General features: G+C 45.9%; 18 protein-coding genes. 17 read left to right on the forward strand and 1 reads right to left on the reverse strand.

Annotated features, from left to right (window positions below; genetic code table 11):
* Nucleotides 1-6: 6 nt before the first annotated feature.
* The 12 genes from DXC51_RS22595 to DXC51_RS22650 all read left to right on the forward strand — a co-directional run bounded on the left by DXC51_RS22595 (nt 7) and on the right by DXC51_RS22650 (nt 16,648).
* Complete coding sequence (locus DXC51_RS22595; protein WP_051358492.1) at nt 7-1,677, forward strand: glycoside hydrolase family 43 protein; 1,671 nt, start codon at nt 7-9, stop codon at nt 1,675-1,677.
* A complete protein-coding gene (locus DXC51_RS22600; RefSeq protein WP_021640024.1) occupies nt 1,665-3,110 on the forward strand; it encodes a glycosyl hydrolase family 28 protein in 1,446 nt (481 codons plus the stop codon). The genes DXC51_RS22595 and DXC51_RS22600 overlap by 13 nt, the downstream gene beginning before the upstream one ends.
* A 212-nt stretch (nt 3,111-3,322) precedes the next feature.
* The gene (locus tag DXC51_RS22605; protein WP_181970173.1) at nt 3,323-3,730 is read left to right on the forward strand and encodes an alpha/beta hydrolase family protein; all 408 of its coding nucleotides are present in this window, start codon (nt 3,323-3,325) and stop codon (nt 3,728-3,730) included.
* A 235-nt stretch (nt 3,731-3,965) separates the two neighbouring features.
* Complete coding sequence (locus DXC51_RS22610; protein ID WP_021640020.1) at nt 3,966-5,357, forward strand: GntR family transcriptional regulator; 1,392 nt, start codon at nt 3,966-3,968, stop codon at nt 5,355-5,357.
* A gap of 318 nt (nt 5,358-5,675) precedes the next feature.
* Nucleotides 5,676-6,038, forward strand: a complete 363-nt coding sequence (locus DXC51_RS22615) for a 4Fe-4S binding protein (protein ID WP_021640018.1) — start codon at nt 5,676-5,678, stop codon at nt 6,036-6,038.
* A 186-nt stretch (nt 6,039-6,224) separates the two neighbouring features.
* Nucleotides 6,225-6,464 (forward strand): M13-type metalloendopeptidase, encoded by a 240-nt coding sequence (locus DXC51_RS22620; protein ID WP_021640017.1) that lies wholly within the window; start codon nt 6,225-6,227, stop codon nt 6,462-6,464.
* A gap of 161 nt (nt 6,465-6,625) precedes the next feature.
* On the forward strand, nt 6,626-6,805 hold the full coding sequence (locus tag DXC51_RS22625) for a hypothetical protein (protein WP_035324204.1): 180 nt from the start codon (nt 6,626-6,628) through the stop codon (nt 6,803-6,805).
* Nucleotides 6,806-7,385: 580 nt separating this feature from the next.
* The gene (locus tag DXC51_RS22630) at nt 7,386-8,303 is read left to right on the forward strand and encodes a carbohydrate ABC transporter permease (protein ID WP_035324203.1); all 918 of its coding nucleotides are present in this window, start codon (nt 7,386-7,388) and stop codon (nt 8,301-8,303) included.
* A gap of 13 nt (nt 8,304-8,316) precedes the next feature.
* Nucleotides 8,317-9,165 (forward strand): carbohydrate ABC transporter permease, encoded by an 849-nt coding sequence (locus DXC51_RS22635; RefSeq protein WP_021640011.1) that lies wholly within the window; start codon nt 8,317-8,319, stop codon nt 9,163-9,165.
* Nucleotides 9,166-9,250: 85 nt separating this feature from the next.
* Nucleotides 9,251-10,735: an extracellular solute-binding protein gene (locus DXC51_RS22640; protein ID WP_021640010.1), complete on the forward strand. Its 1,485-nt coding sequence runs from the start codon at nt 9,251-9,253 to the stop codon at nt 10,733-10,735.
* A 109-nt stretch (nt 10,736-10,844) separates the two neighbouring features.
* Nucleotides 10,845-13,067 carry a glycoside hydrolase family 43 protein gene (locus DXC51_RS22645; protein ID WP_021640009.1) on the forward strand — a complete coding sequence of 741 codons (2,223 nt, stop codon included), beginning with the start codon at nt 10,845-10,847 and terminating at the stop codon, nt 13,065-13,067.
* 65 nt (nt 13,068-13,132) lie between these two features.
* Nucleotides 13,133-16,648: a glycoside hydrolase family 2 gene (locus tag DXC51_RS22650; protein WP_055725949.1), complete on the forward strand. Its 3,516-nt coding sequence runs from the start codon at nt 13,133-13,135 to the stop codon at nt 16,646-16,648.
* A 141-nt stretch (nt 16,649-16,789) separates the two neighbouring features.
* On the opposite strand, the gene DXC51_RS22655 is transcribed toward DXC51_RS22650, so the two are convergent.
* Nucleotides 16,790-17,941, reverse strand: coding sequence for a GntR family transcriptional regulator (locus DXC51_RS22655; protein ID WP_035324199.1), 1,152 nt, complete (start codon nt 17,939-17,941; stop codon nt 16,790-16,792).
* Between the two features lie 414 nt (nt 17,942-18,355).
* Between DXC51_RS22655 and DXC51_RS22660 the strand changes: the two genes are divergently transcribed.
* The 5 genes from DXC51_RS22660 (at nt 18,356) to DXC51_RS22685 (ending at nt 21,936) form a co-directional block, all read left to right on the forward strand.
* On the forward strand, nt 18,356-18,775 hold the full coding sequence (locus DXC51_RS22660; RefSeq protein WP_021640006.1) for an Hsp20/alpha crystallin family protein: 420 nt from the start codon (nt 18,356-18,358) through the stop codon (nt 18,773-18,775).
* A 130-nt stretch (nt 18,776-18,905) separates the two neighbouring features.
* A complete protein-coding gene (locus tag DXC51_RS22665; RefSeq protein ID WP_021640005.1) occupies nt 18,906-19,379 on the forward strand; it encodes an Hsp20/alpha crystallin family protein in 474 nt (157 codons plus the stop codon).
* A 216-nt stretch (nt 19,380-19,595) separates the two neighbouring features.
* Nucleotides 19,596-20,261 carry a pentapeptide repeat-containing protein gene (locus tag DXC51_RS22675; protein ID WP_035324196.1) on the forward strand — a complete coding sequence of 222 codons (666 nt, stop codon included), beginning with the start codon at nt 19,596-19,598 and terminating at the stop codon, nt 20,259-20,261.
* A gap of 42 nt (nt 20,262-20,303) precedes the next feature.
* Complete coding sequence (locus DXC51_RS22680) at nt 20,304-20,786, forward strand: YbaK/EbsC family protein (RefSeq protein WP_021640003.1); 483 nt, start codon at nt 20,304-20,306, stop codon at nt 20,784-20,786.
* Nucleotides 20,787-20,922: 136 nt separating this feature from the next.
* Nucleotides 20,923-21,936, forward strand: coding sequence for a hypothetical protein (locus DXC51_RS22685; RefSeq protein WP_021640002.1), 1,014 nt, complete (start codon nt 20,923-20,925; stop codon nt 21,934-21,936).
* Nucleotides 21,937-22,004 lie beyond the last annotated feature (68 nt).

Raw genomic sequence — 22,004 nt, forward strand, 5'->3', positions numbered from 1 at the left:
TGCATTATGAAGATTAAGAATCCCATATTGAGGGGCTTTCATCCGGATCCGTCCATCATTCGGGTGGACGACGATTACTACATAGCAACGTCCACCTTTGAGTGGTGGCCGGGCGTAAGGCTGCACCATTCCAGGGATCTGGTCAACTGGGAGCTGATAGAATATCCGCTGAACCGAACCGGTCAGCTGGATCTGAGGGGCGTGGGAGCGAGCCAGGGCGTCTGGGCGCCGTGCCTGACCTATGATAAAGGGATATTTTATCTGGTTTATACGGTTGTGAAGGCCTTTTACTGTAATATGTACGATACCAATAATTATCTGGTGACGGCGGAAAGCATCCATGGGCCCTGGTCGGATCCCATCGCTTTGAATAATTTTGGATTTGACCCGTCTTTGTTCCACGATGAGGACGGACGAAAATATATGGTAAGCATGGTGACGGACCACCGGGTGCCGAAGAAATATGCGGGGAGGCTGGTGCTGCAGGAGTACGATCCGGTCAGGAAGGAAATGACAGGGCCGGTGAGGGAAATCTATGCGGCGGACACTATATTCCTGGAAGGCCCCCATATTTATAAACGGAATGGATGGTATTATCTTTTTTCGGCGGACACGGGGACCGGTGAGGCGCATGGACAGACTATCCAGCGTTCCCGCAGCGTATGGGGGCCATACGAAATGTACCGTGCGGATTTTATGGAGCATACCGGAGAGGAAGCCTGGTCGATTCTGACCTGCCGCCATCATGAGGAGCTTGCCCTTCAGAAATGCGGACATGGGGATCTGGTGGAGACGCAGGGCGGAGAATGGTACATGGTCCATCTTTGCGGGAGACCCCTTACCGCCAGAAACAGCGCGGATGCGCCCCGATTCCCGGGAAGCCGCCGTTATACCCTGGGACGGGAAACGGCAATCCAAAAGGTAAGATGGACGGAGGATGACTGGCTTGTCCTGGATAAGGAGACGTTAGACAGCCTGCCGGAAACGGAAGCGGATGCGCCGAAGCTGCCACTATGTCCGTTCCCTGGGAAAGCAGCACGGGATGATTTTAATGAAGAGGAGCTGGACCGGGAATATCAGTCCCTCAGGGTTGCGATGGATGCGCATTACATCAGCCTGACAGAACGTCCGGGCTTCCTTCGTATGTACGGACGCTCCGGGCTTGCCAGCCGTTTTTCCCAGAGCCTGATAGCCAGGAGGTGGACTGAATTTTCCTTTGAAGCATCCGCCTGTATGGAATTTGAACCGGAGGTTTTCAAGCAGATGGCGGGGCTGATATTCATGTATGATGATCAGAATTATCTGTATCTGCATGTGAGCCATGATGAAGAGCTGGGAAAGGTAATCAGCATTCTGAAGGCGGAAAACAAAAGGTATGAATACCCGATAGGCTTTATTCCAATAGAAGAGGGAAGGGCAATTATTTTAAAAGGAAAGGTAGAGGGGGAGCGCATACAGTTCTATTTTGGCTATGCGGAGGATGCGCTTACCGAAATCGGTCCGGTCCTGGACTGTAGCTTTATGTCCGATGAGGCCTGCCTGGAGGGGTGGTTTACCGGCGCCATGGCAGGCATCTGCTGCCAGGATCTGACCGGGTTTGGAAAGGCGGCAGATTTTGACTGGTTTGAAATGAAAACATATGACAACGATTCAGGGAGGAAGCTATGGGAACAATAAGAAACTATCCGACGCCGGAGGGCACCGTCCTGCAAAAAGATTTTCAGATCCGCGTCAGGGCCGCCGGGCAGGTGGAGTGGCAGGAGGTTTCCTGCTATCAGGTAAAAGTGGATATGCATGAGGTGCGCTGCGCGTCCATGGCATATTTTGATTTTTCCCAGGAAGCGGAGGTGGAAATCACCTGCCCGGCGCTGTTTTTTATATATCAGGTGGATGTGCGTCCGCTATCGGCGGGGATAAAAGCAGAATATGATTCGAAGAAGATAAGGCTGCATCTGGATCGGCCTGTAAAGCTGTCCATTGAAGTAAACAGGGAACGTTTTCACAACCTGCATTTGATAGCGGGGCGTATCCGGGAAGACAGGCCGGAACCGGAAAGTGGTAATACCATATTCCTTCCGGGAGATTTGAAAAAGGTTTCAGTGCACAGGACGGAGGACCTGGTGAGGCAGCTGGAGCGGATGCCGGAGGGAAGGTGTGTTTATTTCGGGCCGGGGCTTCATTATCTGGAAGAATGCGCTATGCGGATACCATCGGATACGGAGGTTTATCTTGAAGGCGGAGCCGTTCTGGTGGGAACCTTTATCATCAGTCACAGGGAAAATATCCGCATCCATGGCAGGGGGTGTCTGTACCTGGCCAATTTCGAGCGTTTCGGGGGGCTGAACGCCATCCGTATCAGTCATGGAAGGAATGTGAGGATAGAGGGAATTCATTTGATCAATCCGCCGCATTACAGCGTGTACATAGGCGGCTCGGAAAAAATAGAGATTGAAGATATCACGGCGTTCAGCTGTGAAGGCTGGTCGGACGGCGTGGATATCATGAGCAGCACCGACATTACAGTGAAAGACTGCTTTCTGCGCACATCGGATGACTGTGTGGCGATTTACGGAAGAAGATGGGATTACAACGCAGACAGCCGGAATATTACCGTATCCAGCTGCTGCCTGTGGGCGGACGTGGCTCATCCTACGGTGATCGGAACCCATGGGGATTATGAGCATGACGGGAATGTGTTGGAGGATATTCGTTTTGAGGATCTGGATATTCTGGAGCACAGGGAGCACCAGGACGGCTATCTGGGCTGCATGGCGATCAATGCAGGAGACAAAAATACGGTGCGGAATGTGGTTTACGAAGACATTCGTATAGAGCCCTTCCAGAGGGGGAAGCTTCTTGATATTCAGGTAAAACGCAACCCGGATTATAATCCGGTGCCCGGCGGCGGGATTGCGCATATCCGGTTTAAAAATATTACTTACACCGGCTGCGGAGAGGTAAAGTCATGCATCAGGGGCTATGATGCGGAGCATATCGTTTCGGATGTTACTATCGAAAATCTTTCCATCCGGGGCAAAAAGGCGGAAAGCCTTGCGGAAGCAGGAATCGAAACAGGGCCTTTTGCAAAAGAAATCAGACTGCTTTCATGAGGAGCGTAGAAAGAGGGTGGAGCATTATTCCTATATGGATTTTTTTCAATATGCCTGTGGAAAAAGGGGCGGAAAATATGCATTTTGTGCGGAAAATGAGGAAGATTTCCTGCGATTGAAGGGGACGCTCAGACAGGCTGTGTCAGAGAAGCTGGGGCTGCACGTCATCACAGGGCTGGCGGGGCCTGAAGACGCGGCAGGAGCGGGCAGGCGTGATGCTCTGGGATATGCAAAGACTCATGGATTACGCGGAAGGGCCGGATTATGTGGACGCAGAAAGGATCGGCTGCGTCGGTTTTTCCGGAGGAGGACAGGCCTCCATGTGGCTTGCGGCCATGGATGAGAGAATCAGCCTGGCAGTCATAAGCGGTTACTTGCACAACTATCCTGAAAGCATGCTTCACAGTCATTTGTGCTGCTGTAATTATTTTCTGGGGTTATGGGAGCTTGCGGATGTCAGCGACATCTGTTCCCTGATAGCGCCCCGGCCGCTCTTTCTGGGAAATGGGGACGAGGATGTGGAAAACGGTCCCAGGGGAATTGCAGGGCCTGTGGAGCAGGCTGAATTTTTAGCCTGGCACAGGCGGGGCGGCCTTCAGTCACCTGACCGTTGGGAATAAATATCCGAATCAGCAGGCGGACAAAGAACGCTGTTGACAGGAACCAACGTGGATTTGAGCTGTGTCCGATTTTGTGGATTTTAACGAAAGATTGTACAGCTTTTATTGCGGCCATGTACAAAGAGTGTTACAATCGAATCAGATCCTAATAGGGACAGAGTGCCGGTAATTTCTATGATATTTCATCAGCTTGCCGAAGCTGTGGGAGAAATCATTTGAATAAAGAGGAAAAGGGATGGAACAAAACAGAGGGCTTACAGATCTGATTTATGAATATTATGAATCCCGTATCCTTTTTGGAATATACAGATATGGGGAGCGGTTGTCGTCGGTGCCGCAGATCTGCGCGGCCTTCCGGTTAGGGCGGAACACGGTTCTGTCCGCATTGGATAAGCTGGAGAAAAACGGCTATATAGAAACAGAAGAGCGGAAAACCGCAAGGGTGATATATCAGGGATCGGAAGAAGTATTCCGGGAAAATGCCGCAAAATATTTTGTACCGCGCAAGGAGGGAATCATTGATTTCCAATATGCCGGTGAATTCCTTTTTTTGCCTATGTGGAAAATAGGGACGCCTGTCGTGGAGCTGGATGTATTAAACAGTGCATTTGGGAATGGTAAAAATAAGGGGAAGGTTACCATATCGCCGCCTGTAAAGCTGTATTTTGACATTCTGCGTGTATTTGACAATGAGCTGCTGATTAACCTTTACTGGCAGTGCCTGCGCTATCTGAAATTTCTGTATCCCCAACGGAATGAAAAAAGGCCGGTGTATGCTGTGGAGGGAAGGTTATCGCAGGAGCAGATCAATGATATGAAACAGGATTTTGATGATTATTTCACCAGCATGCAGGATGAGGTGCTTGATTTCATTGAGACTGCGCGTGAGGAGTATCATCTGGAAAATGTGAAGCAGATTCCCTTTTCATGGATAATCTGCCGCCGGAGGCCTCAGGTGCGTTATACCCTTGCTTCTGAAATCATACGTGAAATTCTGTGGGAGGATTATCCTGTGGACAGCTATCTTCCCTCTCTTCCTAAAATGGCGGAGCGTTACGGGGTGTCCTTAAGCACGGTGCGCCGTACACTGGATGTGCTGAACTCGTTGGGCGTAACCAGGACGTATATGGGAATCGGGACAAAGGTATGTCTGGAGCCGGTAGATATTAAAATTTTGGAAATTCCGGAAATACGCGAAAATTTAAAGATGCATGGAGAAGGAATGCAGATTCTGGCCCTGACGGTAAGCGGTGTGACGCTTTTTACGCTGGAAGCTGCCGAAGAAAAGAAGAAGGGGGAATTCTTACAGAGAATCAGGCAGCTTCATGGAAAAACAAGCAGTATACTCTGTATTGACGTTCTTTTAAGCTTCATCTCCAGTGAATGTCCCTCTTCTATTATCCGGGAATGCTATGAGAAATTGAGGGAGCTGGCAGCATGGGGCTATATTTTTTCAGCAGTAATGATGGAAAACGGAGAGCTGAACAGCAGCCTGGATGAGTTTATCGCGCTGCTGGAAGAGGATTTGCAAAAAGGGGATCTGCCTGCATTTGCCGGACGGTGGCAGTCGTTTATAGATAACAGGTTAAAATATTTTTATGCGAAGCTTTCTTTCCGGAAGAAATAGCAGGATTTGGCCTCCCAAGCGGGCGGCCCATGGATTAAACCGGCCATGCCGGGAGAACATACCGCAGGATGCGGCAGTTCTTCCGGCTTTTTTATGCTTATGCAACATAACAAAAATGTAATGTAAGTAAATTGTCTGCGTTTTAACAGCATGCTAGACTAAGGTCATCAGATGAGAAAACACGCAGGCAGAGAACAAGAGAAAAGGAGAGAATGTCATGAAAAAAATTGATAAGGAAGGCTGGAGAAAGATTATAGAGGAACATCTGTAGGAGGCATATTCTGGTTTTGCAAGCTAATCTGCCTGTCGGGAACGCTGATGGGAGGAATCGTGCTGACTGCGCTGAATCCCTTACTCAGAGCCGGGCTTGGTTTTCTGTTTGGCTGGAAGGTTTTTGGTCTCCATGTTGTTGTGGTGTGGGCCATAAAGGTATATCGTCCGTTTTGCCGCTATCTGTGTCCTCTGGGAGCCATCTACAGCCTGTTTAATCCCATCGCCCTGTACCGGTTTGAAGTTAATCAGGGAAAATGTACCGGCTGCAAGGCATGCCAGAGGGCCTTTCCTATGGATCTGCCTGTATACCAGACGCCTAATACTATGGAATGCATCCGCTGCGGAAAATGCTTAAAGGTATGCAAAAACCATTCCCTTCACAGTACATTTTCCAAAGATAAGGGCTGATGGCAGATAACAAAAAATAAAAGGAGAGCGTAAATGGAAAAAAGAGTATTGGTTCGTTTGCTGGCGGTGGCAATGTCGGCCGTGATACTGTTTGGAAGTGCTGCAGAGGTGACGGAGTCGGGCGGATAATATGAGGAAACGGTACAGGCGGCGGGTACGCCTGAAGAGAATGCCTGTGCCCTGGAGGTGCTGAAAAAGCAGGCTTCCCCTGATTATTATAAATTTTTCCGGGCCTATGCAAAAGCCTGGCTGAGATCCACATCCCGCAAAAATACGGAGGCTATGGCGGAATCGGACGAACATAGCCCCAGCATTCTGCGGGTCAACCGTGTGGTATGTAATTTCCAGGAATTTTATGATACCTATGAAATTAAGGAAGGGAATGGAATGTACGTTCCGCCGGAGGAACGGATTCAGATCTGGTAGGCAGAAGAAAGAAGAACATTTCCCAAAACGTATTCAAGATCCCGAAAAATGGTATGGCATAAAAAACTAAATTGTATGCCACATAATTCTCTTGTTTTCCGGCAGGAAAACGGCTGATATAATCAAGTCGTGGTTAAGAAACGGAAAGGAGAGAATGAAAAGTGCAGTATGAATTTATGAATAAACAGGACAATGCCGCGGCAAGACGCCGCCGCCGGATAAAACGGAGAATCAATGAAGGCCTGGTGGTATTGGGAATTTTTATATTATGTATTTTAACTGTCTGGCTGTTGTTTCAGATCGGGGCCTATGTGGCGGAGGTGAGGATGGGGTTGATGTGAATAGAAGAAATGACTTTTCAGGGGACGCGCAACGGCCGGGAGAGGTCTGGGACATACAGCGGCCGGGAGCTATCCTGGCATCAGACATAGTGGTAAGGTTTGAAAAAATATATTGAAAAGCTTCAGACTGTCGGATTTATATTAGTCCGGCGCCTGAAGCTTTTCTGCATATAGGAAAAGGGTACAACAGTAATATGTTTTGAATACGATAGAAAAATACAGGTAATTACTGTAGCCGATACTGATGGCAACTGCAATGGTGTATTGGAGGGAGTTTTGAGAAAAACTGCGGCCGGAAGCAGCCGTTCCCTGATGAGTTGTTGAGGGCCTCAAAACTTTCCCTATAACGCGTATTGGGAAGAACTGTCATCGAAGTAACTGTGTGGGTATAAGGTTGATGTATTAAATATAATGCACAATAGAAAAAAGCGGTAAAAATAATTTTTACTATAAAATGCATAAAAATATATAGTCTTTTTGAAATTATATACCATATATAGTATATAATTCACAATTGCCAAATGCTATAATCAGGGCAAATAAAGAAAACTTGCAAAAAGAAAGGAGATATTAAAGCATAATGAGTAATCCTGTGGTTAAAAGAAAATCAGGAACGCAGAGACCATTTTCTGAAAGAGTAGCTCCGGTAGTTTTTTTAGGGCCGGCAGTGATAATGCTGGTATGTATATCCATTATTCCGATTGGATATTCATTTTATCTAAGCTTTCAGTCATATAACCTTGCTATGCCTGCAAGTACAATACATTTTGTCGGTCTTAAAAATTATATAGATATGTTGGTCGATAAGAACTTTATTGCATCGATCCAATGGACGTTGACCTTTGCAGTAGTGGTAGTTGTTATTGAAACTGTATTAGGACTTGTAATTGCATCTATGCTCAACAGTGAAGCTTCAGTCCGTTTCGCTGCTCCTTTTAAGACACTTTTGATTATCCCTATGATGGTTGCAGCAGTGGTTTCAGCCACGGTCTGGAAGCTGATGTTCTATCCGGTTTATGGGGTAGTCAATAATACGCTTGCACGTTTGGGATTCTCGGAAATTAACTGGCTGGGAGAAACATTTTATGCAAAAATTGCCATAATAATTGTTGAAATATGGATGGCGACACCGTTTTGTGTTCTTGTTTTCCAGGCAGCTCTTAAGACGGTATCTACTGAAATGATAGAAGCGGCACGAGTTGACGGTGCGACAGGACCGCGTATTTTCTTTAGTATTACACTGCCAACTATCCGTAATTTTATCGCACTTGTGATTTCTATTCGCATCAGTGATGCATTACGTGCATTCGATGCGGTTATGCAGTTGACCAATGGCGCACCGGGAGCCTCTACAGAAACAATTGGAACAACAATTTATAAAACAGCGTTCCGATATAATAATGTGGGACAAGGTTCGGCAGGAGCTTTTATCTTTTTTGTGGTGGTCTCAATTGTAGCTGTTGCTACTATGCTGATTATGCGCAAACAGGACGATTGAAGGGAGGAGGCATATGAAATCCAAATATTTAAAAAAGAAACGTTTGGTTCAAGTGGGAATTTTCATTGGTCTGTGTGTGTTTAGCTTTTTCTTTGTCTTTCCGATTTACTGGGCTGTGACTATGTCATTTAAATACAATGAGGATATTCTTACTACGGTGCCGCAGTACATTCCCACACGGGTGACAACAGCACATTACATAGAGATTTTTCGTAAATCCAATTTTCCGACGTTCCTGTTTAATAGTGCCAAGATTGCAACTTTTACTACCCTTTTATGTGTGCTGGTAGCTTCTATGGCAGGCTTTGGTCTCACACGTTTCAGGTTTAAAGGAAGCAAAACAGTGTCCTTTGGTATTTACGTCATTCGAATGATACCAGGATTGCTTTATACAATCCCATTGTACATTATTTATCTGAATCTGGGACTTTTGGATAATTCCATTGGCCTTATTGCAGCTTATTGTACTTTTTCATTGCCTATGTCGATTTGGCTGTTTCTAAATTTTTATGATGAAATTCCGCGGGAGATTTATGAATCAGCCAGTATTGATGGGTGTTCCAGTTACCGGATGTATTGGAATATTGCTCTTCCTCTGGTGCTTCCGAGTATTTCGGTAGTCGCTATCCTGTGTTTTATCGGAGCATGGAATGAGTTTGGACTGGCATTAACGCTGACATTCCGGGATGAGGCAAAGACCCTGCCGATTGCTATCAATACTATGATTCAGCGTGACCGGGATACGCCCTTTGGCTCAATTGCTGCGGCAGGCACATTATCAATGGTTCCAGCTATAATTCTCTCACTCACCATGCAAAAATATATTGTAAAAGGCTTTACAGCAGGAGCAGTGAAGGGATAGGTACGCAGTCAATAAAAATTGTATCGTTCCAGCCGTTATGATTGCATAAGGGTGGTTCGGACACTCACACAAAGGAGGTTATTTTATGAAAAGAAAGATTCTGGCAATTCTTCTTGCACTGACGCTTCTGGGTAGTGCGACAGGGTGTGGTAGTGGTACGCCTGCAGCAGATCAGAGCAGTGGTGCAAACGCATCTCAACCTGAAGAAAGTCCTGCCGGAGAAACATCGGGTGGAGAAGAAAATGCAGCTGCTGAACAGGTTTCTTCATCGGGAGCCAGGGTTGCAGATTATCCCATGCTGGATAATCTGGATCTTGACGGGACACTTAAACCAGGGATGTATGAAGGAAAAAAGATTGTAGTTGCATGTTCAGGTGCCAATTACGAAACAGTATTTAAAATTTTTGCCTCTCTTTTCGAGGAAATGACAGGGGGAGTAGTGGAAGTACAATCCTTCCCGGATCAGCTCTTTGAGAAAGGGCAGATGGGACTGACAAGCAATCAGTTCGATATTGTCTGTATGCCGATTGCGTATATTCATTCTTTTGCCCATGCAGGTCTGCTAACTGATATTACTGAAATGCTGGATACGGTTGCCAGTCCTAATTACGATGAGAAGGACTTCCTTACAGGCATGTATGATACCTATTCCAGATATAATGGTATGCAGGTTGCATTTCCTTTCAAGCCTGATTCAATGGTATTTTTCTATCGTAAGGATCTGTTTGAAGACGAAAACCTGAAGTCCAAGTTTAAAGAAAAATACGGTCGTGAATTGACTGTTCCTGCGACACCGGAGGAGATGCTGGAAGTGGCGGAATTCTTTACAAAGTCAGAAAATCCCGATTCACCTGTTGACTATGGATATTCAGGAGTTTTGTCCAAGGGATCCAGTCGGTTCACCTGGTTTAACCATTTAGGATATTTTGGGGGAGAAGAAATCGGGGATAATTTTACCCCTGGATTTACGGATGGCAGTGGAGTTAAGGCACTCCAGTTCATGCTGGATTTGGTGAAATTTGCACCCAAAGAGAGTATCACCTTTGACTGGGATACCGGAAATACTTATTTTGCTCAGGGCAACGCAGCGATGATGGAGCAATGGCCGGGCTTATATATGAATTGTGAGGCAGATGGCTCTCCCACAAAGGGAAAGGTTGGATATGGTCTTGTTCCGGGCGGAAGTCCTTGTTTGGGAGGATGGGCAATGTCCATTGCAGCCAGTAGTCCCGAACAGGAAATGGCATTTAAATTCTGTGAATTGGTTACATCCAAGGATGGTGAGTATATTAAGGCACCGATCGAAATGGATCCCTGCCGTGCATCTAACTATGAACGAGATATTTTCCTTGAATTGGGCAATCCGGTTTACGATGCGTTAAAAGAAAATCTGGCGGCGGCTTCTCAGCTTGCAGATACAGATATTCCATACGTTTCAGCTCAGATAGGTGATGTTGAAGAAATAGCTATCCAATCTGCACTGGTCGGTGATATCACGGCACAGGAGGCAATTGACAAAATTGCAGAAGAAATGACCAAGGTAATTGACAGCGTCAAGGATGACCTATGACAAAATCTTTGGGCTACGCAATTGCGTAGCCCTTTTTCTGACAAAAGAACAAAACATGTATCATAAATTGTTCGAGAGTCAGCTTTGGAGAGAAAGAGAGGAATAGTCTATGAAGCAATATCAAAATCCGATTCATCTGCCTGAACTGAAAGGTGAAGGAATGGAAGAGGGCTGGGCTAAGGTTGGTGATCCGTTTGTATATCGGTTTAATGGTCGGTATTATCTGTACCCTTCTGCAGGTCCGGATGGTATTGTAGCTTGGGAATCTGAAGACCTGACGAATTGGGAATGTATTGGAATTGTTGCAGATGATCCAATTCTAAGCTACGCTTATGCGCCTGAGATTTTTTATTTTAATGGTATTTTTTATCTAATTACTTCTCCACGTGGGGAAGGACACTATATTTATACTTCCTGCAATCCTACCGGTCCCTTTGAACGGCTTACGGATAATTTTGGACAGACAATTGATGGTTCCATATTTGCCGACGATGATGGTTCACTTTATTTATTTCGGGCCGGAAATCCTTCAATATATGCTCATAAGCTGGATCGTGATGGAACAGTCCATGAGGCTCATGAACTGTTTGGTACATCAATGGGACATTGGACAGAGGGGCCAGGCGTATTCAAACGAGCCGGACGTTATTATATTACCATGACAGGAAATCATCTGCTGTCTCGGGGATACCGAATTGATTATGCTGTCAGCGAGAAAGGACCGTTAGGTCCATGGATGGTTCCGCGCAATAAGACAGTATTGGTTAATTCTGATTATGAAAGCGGCAGCCTTGGCCATTCCTCCAGTGTAATTGGTCCGGATCTGGATAGTTACTGGATTTTTTATCATAGCTATCCTGTGGATCGAAGGGGAGAACGGGATGGTCGGAATTCGCGGATGGATCGTATTCTCTTTCCGGGAGACGAATTGGCAGTGAGCGGTCCATCACAAGGAAAATGCCCGGTTCCTCCTCGCGCAGATTTTTATGGCTGGGCGGACAGTAAAGAGGATGAAAAAAAATTTCTGCATACCATGGGCCAGATTCTTTCTTCCGAAGAACTGGGAAAGACCGGGACAGCGGAGGTTACATTGATACCGGGAAATGACGGGATTGCGTTATTTGCATATCGAGACGGACAGGAGTATATAAGTATATCCTGCGCAGAAGGCCGGTTTACGGTAAGTCTGGTAAAGGAAAATGAGCAGGAATGTCTGTTGGATAAAGAACTCTTTGAGGGATTTCGCACAGATGTGCTGCATTCCCTGCGCGTGGAATTCGCTGCAGATGAGACTCGTTTTTTTATTGATTTGATGATGCAGGGGCATGTAAGAGTATTGGATGGCACAGGGCGAATTGGCTCACAGAAAGCTATGCAGACATCATACGTCGCTTTCCACGGACAGGTTGGACAGTCAGGAGATCGGCTGCATTATAATAATATTCCAGGTACGGCTTATGCCTTATTAGCTATGCCGGGTTCAGACGGAAAGGAGTTCCGGTGTGCCGACGGGCAGCGGCATCTCTTGTTGCGTGGAGGTGAAACGATCCGACTGCGTATTAATGTGGAAAGAACTGGAGCATATCATATTCAGACGTTGATACAGGCATTTGGAGATACAAATATTAAATGTTGTTTCCAGACAGGTGACTTTGAAATGAGGTTGGACAGGATGGAAACCATGCGGCGTATGGAAATGAATGTTATTACACTGGAGGCAGGAATGCAGGAATGCAGCCTGACTGTAAAGGAGGGAGAAGTGCTTCTTTACAGCATGGAATTATTCCCTGCTCCGGAACCGGAACAGAGAGAATATTGTGGATTGGAGCTTTGCCATATAGCCGATCAGATCGAAGGAGATATCAGTATTGATCGTGTGGAGGGCATGCAAATGGATCGCAAAGGGCATGTACTTTCCCGGTTTGGAAATCGATTTCATACAGATGGTTTTATAGAAGCAGATATTTTATTTTATGAGTTTGATTCGGATAATCCTTCCGGGCTTTTTCTTCGCGTGAGTGAGGATTCCAGTTATCATGAGCAGGTTCATATCGGGCACCGTGGATATTTTTTGGGATTTGACGGTAATGATATGTTCATTTGGCGGATGAATTTTGGGAAAAAGGAGTTGTGGCGCCAGCGTTGTCTGCTTTTGCCCTGGAAAGAATACTGTATCCGTATGGAGATCTATGGTGGTTCAATCGCTGTCTGGGTTGATGGGGAATGTTTGGTAACTGTAACTGAAAATGGGCCTTTTCCTTATGGACGTGCAGGAGTTGGCTCCTTTGGGGCACGAACACTTGTTAAAAGAGTTCAATACGAATTGAGGTGAATGACGTGTTATATGATCATTTTACAGACGAGGGACTAAATTTATCCATATGGCAGTTCTGCAACATGACAACACCATGCCTGGAGATGCCGTATCACGTGGGAAATTCCTGCATTGCGCTTCCTGAGCATGATATATGGAATGAAGGAAATTGTCTGCTGAGCCGCGCCTTTCTTCAGGAAAGCAGTGTTGTTGCAGCTGAATTTACCGGATGGGATGAAGAGTGCATGGGGTGCGGCGTTGGCTTCTATGCCGGGAACAGTTCTTTTGGAAAATACGTGCTTCTTGCTGCAACGAATGATCAAATTGAACTGAGGGTTCATTCAGGCAGTCAGAATGGTGAGGCCTTTATGAGCGGCGGTCAGCCCAAATGGCTGGTAGTTGCAAAGGTCGCCTGGAATAAGACGTTTCCGGTCCGGCTGACACTGCAGAGAGAGGGAAAACACTATACGGCAAAGCTATTTGATAACTTTCTGCTGGAGGCAGATATTCCGGAAATTTCAGGAGATGCCCGTGCATTAATTAAGGCACTCCCTTGGCATGAGCGATTTGAAGCATGCCATGCTTATCTGGACTGGGCTATGATAGATGGTTTTGCACCTATATGTACTCTTTCGGGACAGATATTAGATAACAAGGAACGGCCTGTGGAATGTGCGGGAATTCATTTAGCGGGATTTGATCATTTCTTTACGCTGACTGATCAGGAGGGATTCTTTACGCTGGAAAATGTGCCACGTGGAAAGCAGGTTCTTATCGTGGCAGCAGAGGGATTTCTCTTTACGCGCAGGGAACTGTGCTGTATTCCCGGACAATTGAATTCCTGCTGTATTCATTTACAGACGCAGACTCCGGAAACTACTCCACGCCGTGAGTATAACCGTCCTATGTTTGATCGTAGTGGGCATGGATGGCTTTCACTTAACGGAACCTGGCAGTTTCAGTTTGATCCGAATAATGTGGGAGTGAAGGAGCATTGGTATGAAGAACATGCACCTCAGTATGATCGACATATTCGTGTACCATTTTCCTGGGCTTCCCTGATGGGATTTGGTGAAGAGCATTTGGCTTGCGGCAGTACATTACATGAGATGAATACGCAGTTTAACAATTATCATTTAACAGGAGAATACGCATGGTATAGACGCAATTTTACTATACCGGATTCTTTTCCGGATAACGAGCATATAATCCTGCATATTGGTGCGAGCTCTAATGTAACTTATGTTTGGCTTGATAATGATTATCTTGGAATGAGGGAGGATGAATACAGTGATCTGGAGTTCGACCTTGGACTTCTGGAACCTGGATCTGTACATGTGCTGGTGGTGAAAGTTCAGTTTCCTCATGATATTCTTTCTCATAATATGGGAAAACAGATTTTTTGGTTTTCCAGTGCTCCGGGGATTTGGCAAAGTGTGTGGATAGAGCCTCGGGCAGAAGCTCACCTGACACGCGTCCGGCTGACCCCTATACTGGATTTTACAAATGGCGTATGTACGCATGCAGCAGTATTGGCAGAAGTGGCCGCAGAGAATGCACCGGATGGGATAGTAGAAATGACCCTGACAGCTCCGGAAACAGGAAGGTTATATCAGGTGGATATTCCGCTATGCGCTGGTGAGGGAAAAACGGAAATAATCATAGATGATCCCAAACTCTGGGAATATCGTCATGGAAGGTTATATGAAGTTCTTTCAGAGCTTATAATTGGTGGAAAAGGCATTGACTCTGTCAGAAGTCATGTGGGACTGCGTAAGGTAGAATGCCGTTGGCTGCCGGGACATAGTCCGGAGGATACGGATGATCCACTGGAGCAGTATCAATATCTCTATCTAAATGATCTGCCGTTTTATGTGATCGGAATCCTCGATCAGTGCTACAATGCTTTTGGTATCTATACCTATCGTAGTCTTGATGAAGAGGGAGAAGAGGGCAAACGAGGATCCATCCGTTATGATATTGATCGAACGATAGCATATGGTTATAATCTCTCACGCGTACATATTAAAGAGAATGAACCACTTTGGTACAATGAATGCGATCGGCGGGGACTGCTGGTATGGACAGAGCATCCGGGAAATTTTTATGCAACTCCGGAAGATCCCCGATGGCAAAAGGCTTATTACCGTGAACTGGATGGCATGCTTGAACGTTTACATAACCATCCCAGTATTGTAATTGTTTCTACGATCAATGAATCATGGGGAGTGGAAGGCTGCCATGTAAGTACGCCCTGGGAAAATGAATTGCGTTATCAGTTCCTGCGGGATAATGGATATCGGGCAAAGAAGGCATGGCCTCACGTGCTTGTCTGCGATAACTCAGGGTTTGGTAAAACGGAGGCTTGTGAAATTAATGATTTTCACTATTATCCTGCAGAGCATTGGGAGGCAAAAGAACGTTGGGAAACGTTGATACAAAGCTGCTATCCTGGTTCAACCTACAACTATATTAATCGAGTCCGTGCACCACATTGTGTTGGTGAAGCAATACAGTCAGGAAAACCTATCTTTATCAGCGAATTTTTGCATATTAATGGAATTGACATGCAGCTGCGAATGTTTCAGAAAATTGCAGGCTATTTACGTATGAATGTTGCATCACATGAGATGGAGGATTCCGGGCCGCTGACAGCTGAACGTTATGAACGTGACTATGGCTATGTGGATCATCATATGAATCCGCTGGGATATGATATGGTCAATAATATGGATATGGTCGTAGCTGACTGTAACCGTATTGAACATGTACATTCCGGTCAAAAACTGAGTATTGACCTTTATACTTCCCATTTCGCATGGCGGGATATGAAAAACCCCGTACTGCATGTGACTGTAACGGGTATAGATTGGCTGGGACGTTATATAGAAGGAATTATTACTATAGAACGTTCCATAGATTTTAAGCCATTCGTTGTGGAGCTGCAGGATACTATTGAATTTACTGTCCCGGAAAAAATGCGTGGGGCATATGTCTTTTTCTATGTAGAGGATGATGGAGATATTTTATGCCGTAATTATATTCAGCTTTATATAGAGGAAGCCTGCATGGACAACCGGATGGGTGAAATCACAATTTCTCCTGGCATGTATACACGTGCAGATGGAAACTATGTACAGGTTTTCCAGGAAGAAGGTGTCTGTGCAGTCAGTGTATGCGGAAAAGGAGAACTGCGCTATGTTGTAGAACTGCCGGAAACTATAACGGCAAGTCTGCTTATTTTGGAGGCAGGGGCGCGAGAAGGTAAAAATGCCATTAAAGTGACGGATGAAATTCTTTTTGGGACACAGATAGAGGTATACTGGGATGGCAAATATACGGATACACTAAAACCTCAGGATGATCCTTCAGATGAGCGTGCTCTGTTCTCAAATGGTTCACAGGGAGGAAATCCTTATAACTACCGCAATACTGGACGCCTTGGTTACGGAGAAAGATTTGAAGTACAGCTGCCGACGAATGCACTGGAAGCAGGAGTGCATGAACTTATATTGAAAAGCAGCGGCGGCGGTATGACAATTTATGGCCGGTATACAGGCAGATATGGTATGGATCCTACAATTGTATTTGAATCATAAACATAGTATTGTAATCCTGCTCTTATAATAGCAGGAATATAAAAAGAAAAATGTATGATTTAAAAGGCACGGAATCGCTTCATATGATTCTGTGCCTTTTTATATATTAAGAGATTTAAGGTAAACTAAAAATATTTTAAGTCAGTAAATCTGATTGGGTCCTTTGATTAGATAGCGCAGGCTTTGTGTGTGAGTAGGCTGAGCGTCCATGTAAATAAATGAAGTGGGTATTCGTGTGTGAACAACAGTAAAATCCCCCCGGATCTGTGTAATCAGCAAATCTATCGCATTCTGTACCATAGTACGGTAATCCTGTTGTATAAAATGGACACCAGGCAAATAGGGAGGATCAAAGCTGACGATTTCAAAATCCACACCGGGTGTCCGTTTCATTTGGATTACAGCATAATAAGCAATCTGTGCTATTTCTGCATTGGCACAGAAAAAGCCGCGAAGCTGGCTGTATTTGCGCAGATGCTGAAGAATAGAAGCCATGATATATTCAATACGATTTTCATTGCTTTTGTCCAGAAGCCGAAGATCATCTATCATACAGTCGTTCTTTGGGGTAAAGTGAAGCCTTGCATTGGCGAAGGCTTCTCTAAAACTGTCATATCGTTCAGTGACGGTACTGTTGCAAAGGGGAAAGTGTAATATCGCAATTTGTTCGCCTACTGCATTCAGAAGATAATCCGCAGCTAAACGGGATCCCTGCCGGTTATCTGAAATAATATAGGATCCCCCGGTAGTTTCCAGATAGCGATCGATAAAAACAAGAGGATATGGGGCTGTTGTACCGCAGCCACGGATCAGTCTTGAAATCATAGGGCTGTTCATTTCAGTAACTACAGGAAAAAGGATGGTTCCCTGGACACCGCTTTTTATGTACTGGTTCAAAAGCTCTTTTTCAGTTCTTACATTCTCCTGAGAACAGCAGGAGTAAAGGCGGTAATTATTTTTCTGGCAGAGCTCGTTCAAATACATCATGTATGTTTGATCAATGAGCGATGATGCGCTGGGGAAAATTGCACCAATTGAAATAGGACGGTCATTACTGTCCGTCCGGGAAATGGAATAAGGACTTTTACTTACAAATGATCCCTTTCCCCTTATACGAGTGATTAGTCCGCGGTCTGCCAGTGAATTCAGGGCATTTTTGGCCGTAATGGCACTTACATAATACTGCTCGACCAATTCTGATTGGGACGGAATTCTATCTCCTTCCCGCAGCTGGCCGGATGCAATCATATTAAATAGATCCTGTTGAATCTTTTTGTACATGGGAATTGACATCGTTATCTCCTGGCATATTAGCTTTGAATATAAACAAAAGTTAGTGATTACATATATTAATTATTTCTACAAATCTATTGTATCAAATTGAAAGTGCTGTGGCTAGTGTATGTGATAAATATTATGATGTTGGAGGGTGAATAAAACTTTGTCTAACTCCAACATTAAACCTCTGCCTCCACAAATTTAACTTTCGTTATGAAAAGCCGCCCCCACAAATTAAAGAAAATAATTAGCACTCACCTCTTGACATTGCTAATAATGCGTGTTATATTACAAATAGAACAAAGGAAAGGACAAAGATACAAAAAGCAATAAACATCGAAAGATGAGGGTACTTTTATACCGGAGTCGGAACCTGCGTTCCAGACATGTAAACGATAATTTTTATTTTACAGAAAAGGAGCGATAATTATGTTAATGCCTAGTATTTTTGGAGAAAATTTATTTGACGACTGGATGAGCTTTCCGTTCAGGAATTTCAACACGAACAGCCTTATGAAAACTGATATCAGGGAAACGGACGGCAGCTTTGAACTGGACATTGATATGCCCGGGTTTAACAAAGAGGATTTAAAGGCGGAGCTGAAGGAAGGCTACCTTACCATCAGCGCTTCCACGAACAAAGATAACGGTGAGAAGGACGAGAATGGCAGATATATCAGAAGAGAAAGATATGTGGGTTCCTGCAGCAGAAGCTTCTACGTGGGCGAGGATATTAAGCAGGACGATATCAAGGCGAAATTTGAGAACGGTATCCTGAAGATTTCCGTTCCTAAGAAAGAAGCGCAGCCGAAGGTGGAAGAAGATAAGCACATTGCGATTGAAGGCTGACAAAGTGGCAAGGCTTACAAGGCCGTCGGCAATAAAGCCGGATGCAGCGGCCCGGATAGAGAAAGGCCGCTGTAAGAGGAGAATGCTGTGGTAACTGGTGTCTGATTTCAGAAGAATGGAGGAATGACTTATGTTGATGCCCAGTATTTTTGGAGAGAATTTATTTGATGATTTCATGGATTTTCCGTTTGATGATAAATGGGAGAAGAAGCTGAACAAGGAGTTCTTTGGGAAAAAGAATCCGTTGTACGGCAAAAATGCTTCCCGCCTGATGAAGACCGATGTGCGTGAAACAGATAATTCCTACGAACTGGATGTGGATCTGCCCGGATTCAAGAAGGACGAGATTCAGGTAGAGCTGGAGAACGGCTATCTGACAATCAGCGCAGAGAAGGGCCTGGATAAGGAAGACGAGAAGAAAGGCAGGTATATCCGCAGAGAACGTTACGCAGGAGCCTGCAGCCGTACCTTCTATGTTGGCGAGGATTTGGAACAGGCTGATATTAAAGCCAGCTTCAAGCATGGTATCCTGAAGCTTTCCGTTCCCAAAAAGGAAGAAAAGAAACAGGTGGAAGAGCATAATTATATAGCAATTGAAGGCTGATTCCGTCTGCCGCAGGGCAGGCCGGACAATCGTTTTGGATAATATGGAATTGGAAGTTTCCTCCTTTACAGGCATCGGCGAAGCCGGGCGCAGCAGCGTTTCCCGCTTTGCCGGTGTCCTTTTTTTGTTCGCGGAGGTTTGTGCAATTATGCCATTTTCCTTTTTCACGTACTGTGTTAGACTTATCCTCAGAAAATAATGCAGGGGGAAATGGGCATGGAGAAAAAAATGGTAAGAGTCGCGCCGCCGCAGCTGGGGCGTTCGCTCAGGGAAGCAGAGGACGGCCTGGCGCTTCTTGGCAATGCCTGCAGGGAGGATATGCCTGTGGAGCAATGCCATATCCGCGGACTGACGGTGGAAAACCAGGATTTTTATAAAATAAATCTGGAAGGCGTGATTTTTGAAAACTGTACCTTCCTCCATTGTAATTTCGAAAAAGCCAGTTTTATCGATGTGCGGTTTAAGACCTGCGATTTGTCCAACAGCCGCTTGGACGACTGTTATTTCAGCCGCTGCGAATTCCTTTCAGTAAAAGGGGTGGGTGCGGATTTCCATGAAAGCCTGCTGAAGGAGGTACGCATGGAGGAGTGCGGCCTTTCTTTTGCCAATTTCAGTGGAACCAGGTGGGAATCGGCGATATGGAACGCCTGCGATATGCAGGAAAGCTATCTGGCGGACTGCCGTTTTAAGAAAATGGAATGGAAAGGGCTGAACCTGAAGCGGGCCAGTTTTTTCCATACGCCCTTAAAGGGAATGGATCTTCGCGGGAATGAGATTGAGGGCATTGTTTTATCGGAGGAAAAAGGGGAGCTGCGGGGAGCGGTGACGGATTTATATCAGGCGGCGGAGCTTGCGAGGCTGCTGGGGATTGTTATAAAATAGGGTCTGTAAAAAAGGCCGGACAGCGGAAAGGAAGACAGGAAAATGGCAATTGACAAGGTAAGGAATTATTTGAAAAAATGGAATGCGGACGGCAGGGTTCTGGAATTTGAGGTTTCCAGCGCCACGGTGGAGCTGGCGGCGCAGGCGCTTCACTGCGAAGGCAAAAGAATTGCGAAGACACTGTCCTTTGATTTGGGGGATCGCTGCATCCTTATCGTGACTGCAGGGGATGCAAAAATAGATAACGCAAAGTATAAGGCAAAATTCGGGAAAAAGGCGAAAATGCTTCCTGCCATCGAGGTGGAAGAGAAAATCGGACATGCTGTGGGAGGCGTGTGCCCGTTTGCTGTGAATGAGAATATATCGGTTTTTCTGGATGAATCACTGAAACGTTTTGACACAGTGTTCCCTGCCTGCGGCAGCAGCAACAGCGCGATTGAAGTTAACATGGAGGAACTGGAGGAATACTCCGGAGCCTGTGAATGGGTGGATGTCTGCAAGGATTGGGCGCAGGCAGAGAGTTGATTTCGGACGGACCGGGGCCAGGATAAGCAGGGATCAGGATGCGTACAAGCCGGGATAGGCAGGAAATGGAATACACAGAAGCCGGAATAAAACGGAACCAGGATAAACAGATATGGTAAAAAGCAGGTAAGTGATTATGAAGGAAGAACGGTTTTCAGCTTTCAGACTGCATAAGGAGCATAAAGGGATTATTTTCCTATATGGTGTTTTTGCACTGTTTTTCAGCGCATTTTATCTGTTACTGATGAGCGCCTGGAGGCCGAAGGGCGCGGCGGAGCTGGGGAAATTTGCGGCGTGCGTCGGCCTGATTTATGTGGCGCCGGGGCTTATGTGCAGCCTGCTTGGCGGCATTCTGCTGGCAGGGCAGAAGAAGAGAGGTTATTTCCTTTTGATCCTGCGGAATTTTCCGGGGCTGGCGGCAGCAGTCCTGACAGCCGGGATTGTGGGATTTTTTTCTTCGATCTGTGCTGTTGTAGGGCTTTTCCTCGGCGGTTCTGGAAGAGTCCGTACACAGAAGGAACGGGATAAGGAGTGGGAAAAATTCGCTGAAAGCGGCGTGGGATATGCGGTAAATGCAGAAGAGAACGCGCCGGCGCTGATAGTTGACAATCGAAGGGGGCGTACGGAAGAAGCGGCGATGGTATTATCCGGCGGGCTGATGGCCTCTTTAAGCAACCTGATGCTCTGCGGCGGCATGGGAGAGGGCAAATTGCCGGGACGTGCCGTGGACAGGAGCCTGGAGGTCTATGTGAGGCTTAAGGTTTATTTTGATAAGCTGATATTTTCAGGTGTTGAGGTGGCAGTTGGCTGTCTTATGACAGCGGTGTTTACATTTCTTTATGATGACAGGCGTATTGTGGGGCCGGAGGCGTTTGGGGGCGGAAGGCGGTCTGAGAATTCCCTTGTATTTAAAGCGCTGGCGAGGTGGGCCGGGGCAGCGGGAATGGCCGCAAAGCCCATGCCTGCGGATTTCATGGGCTTTGCGCTCTGGCTGCTGGTTCTGGCCGTAGTCTGTATGTATGGATACCATTTTTACAGGTGCTTCCGGCTTTATTGCTGGAATGATTCCTGGGAAGAAACATACAGGGGGAAGCTTGAGACTGCAGGCGTTGCGCCCCATATCAGTACGGTAACTTTTCCTGAATGGTAAAAAAAGGGAAAGTCCCGGGCATTCTGTGCCGCAGGGACTTTCCCTTTTGTAATTTTTCCGTAGCTGTG

This window comes from Eisenbergiella massiliensis, assembly GCF_003435485.1.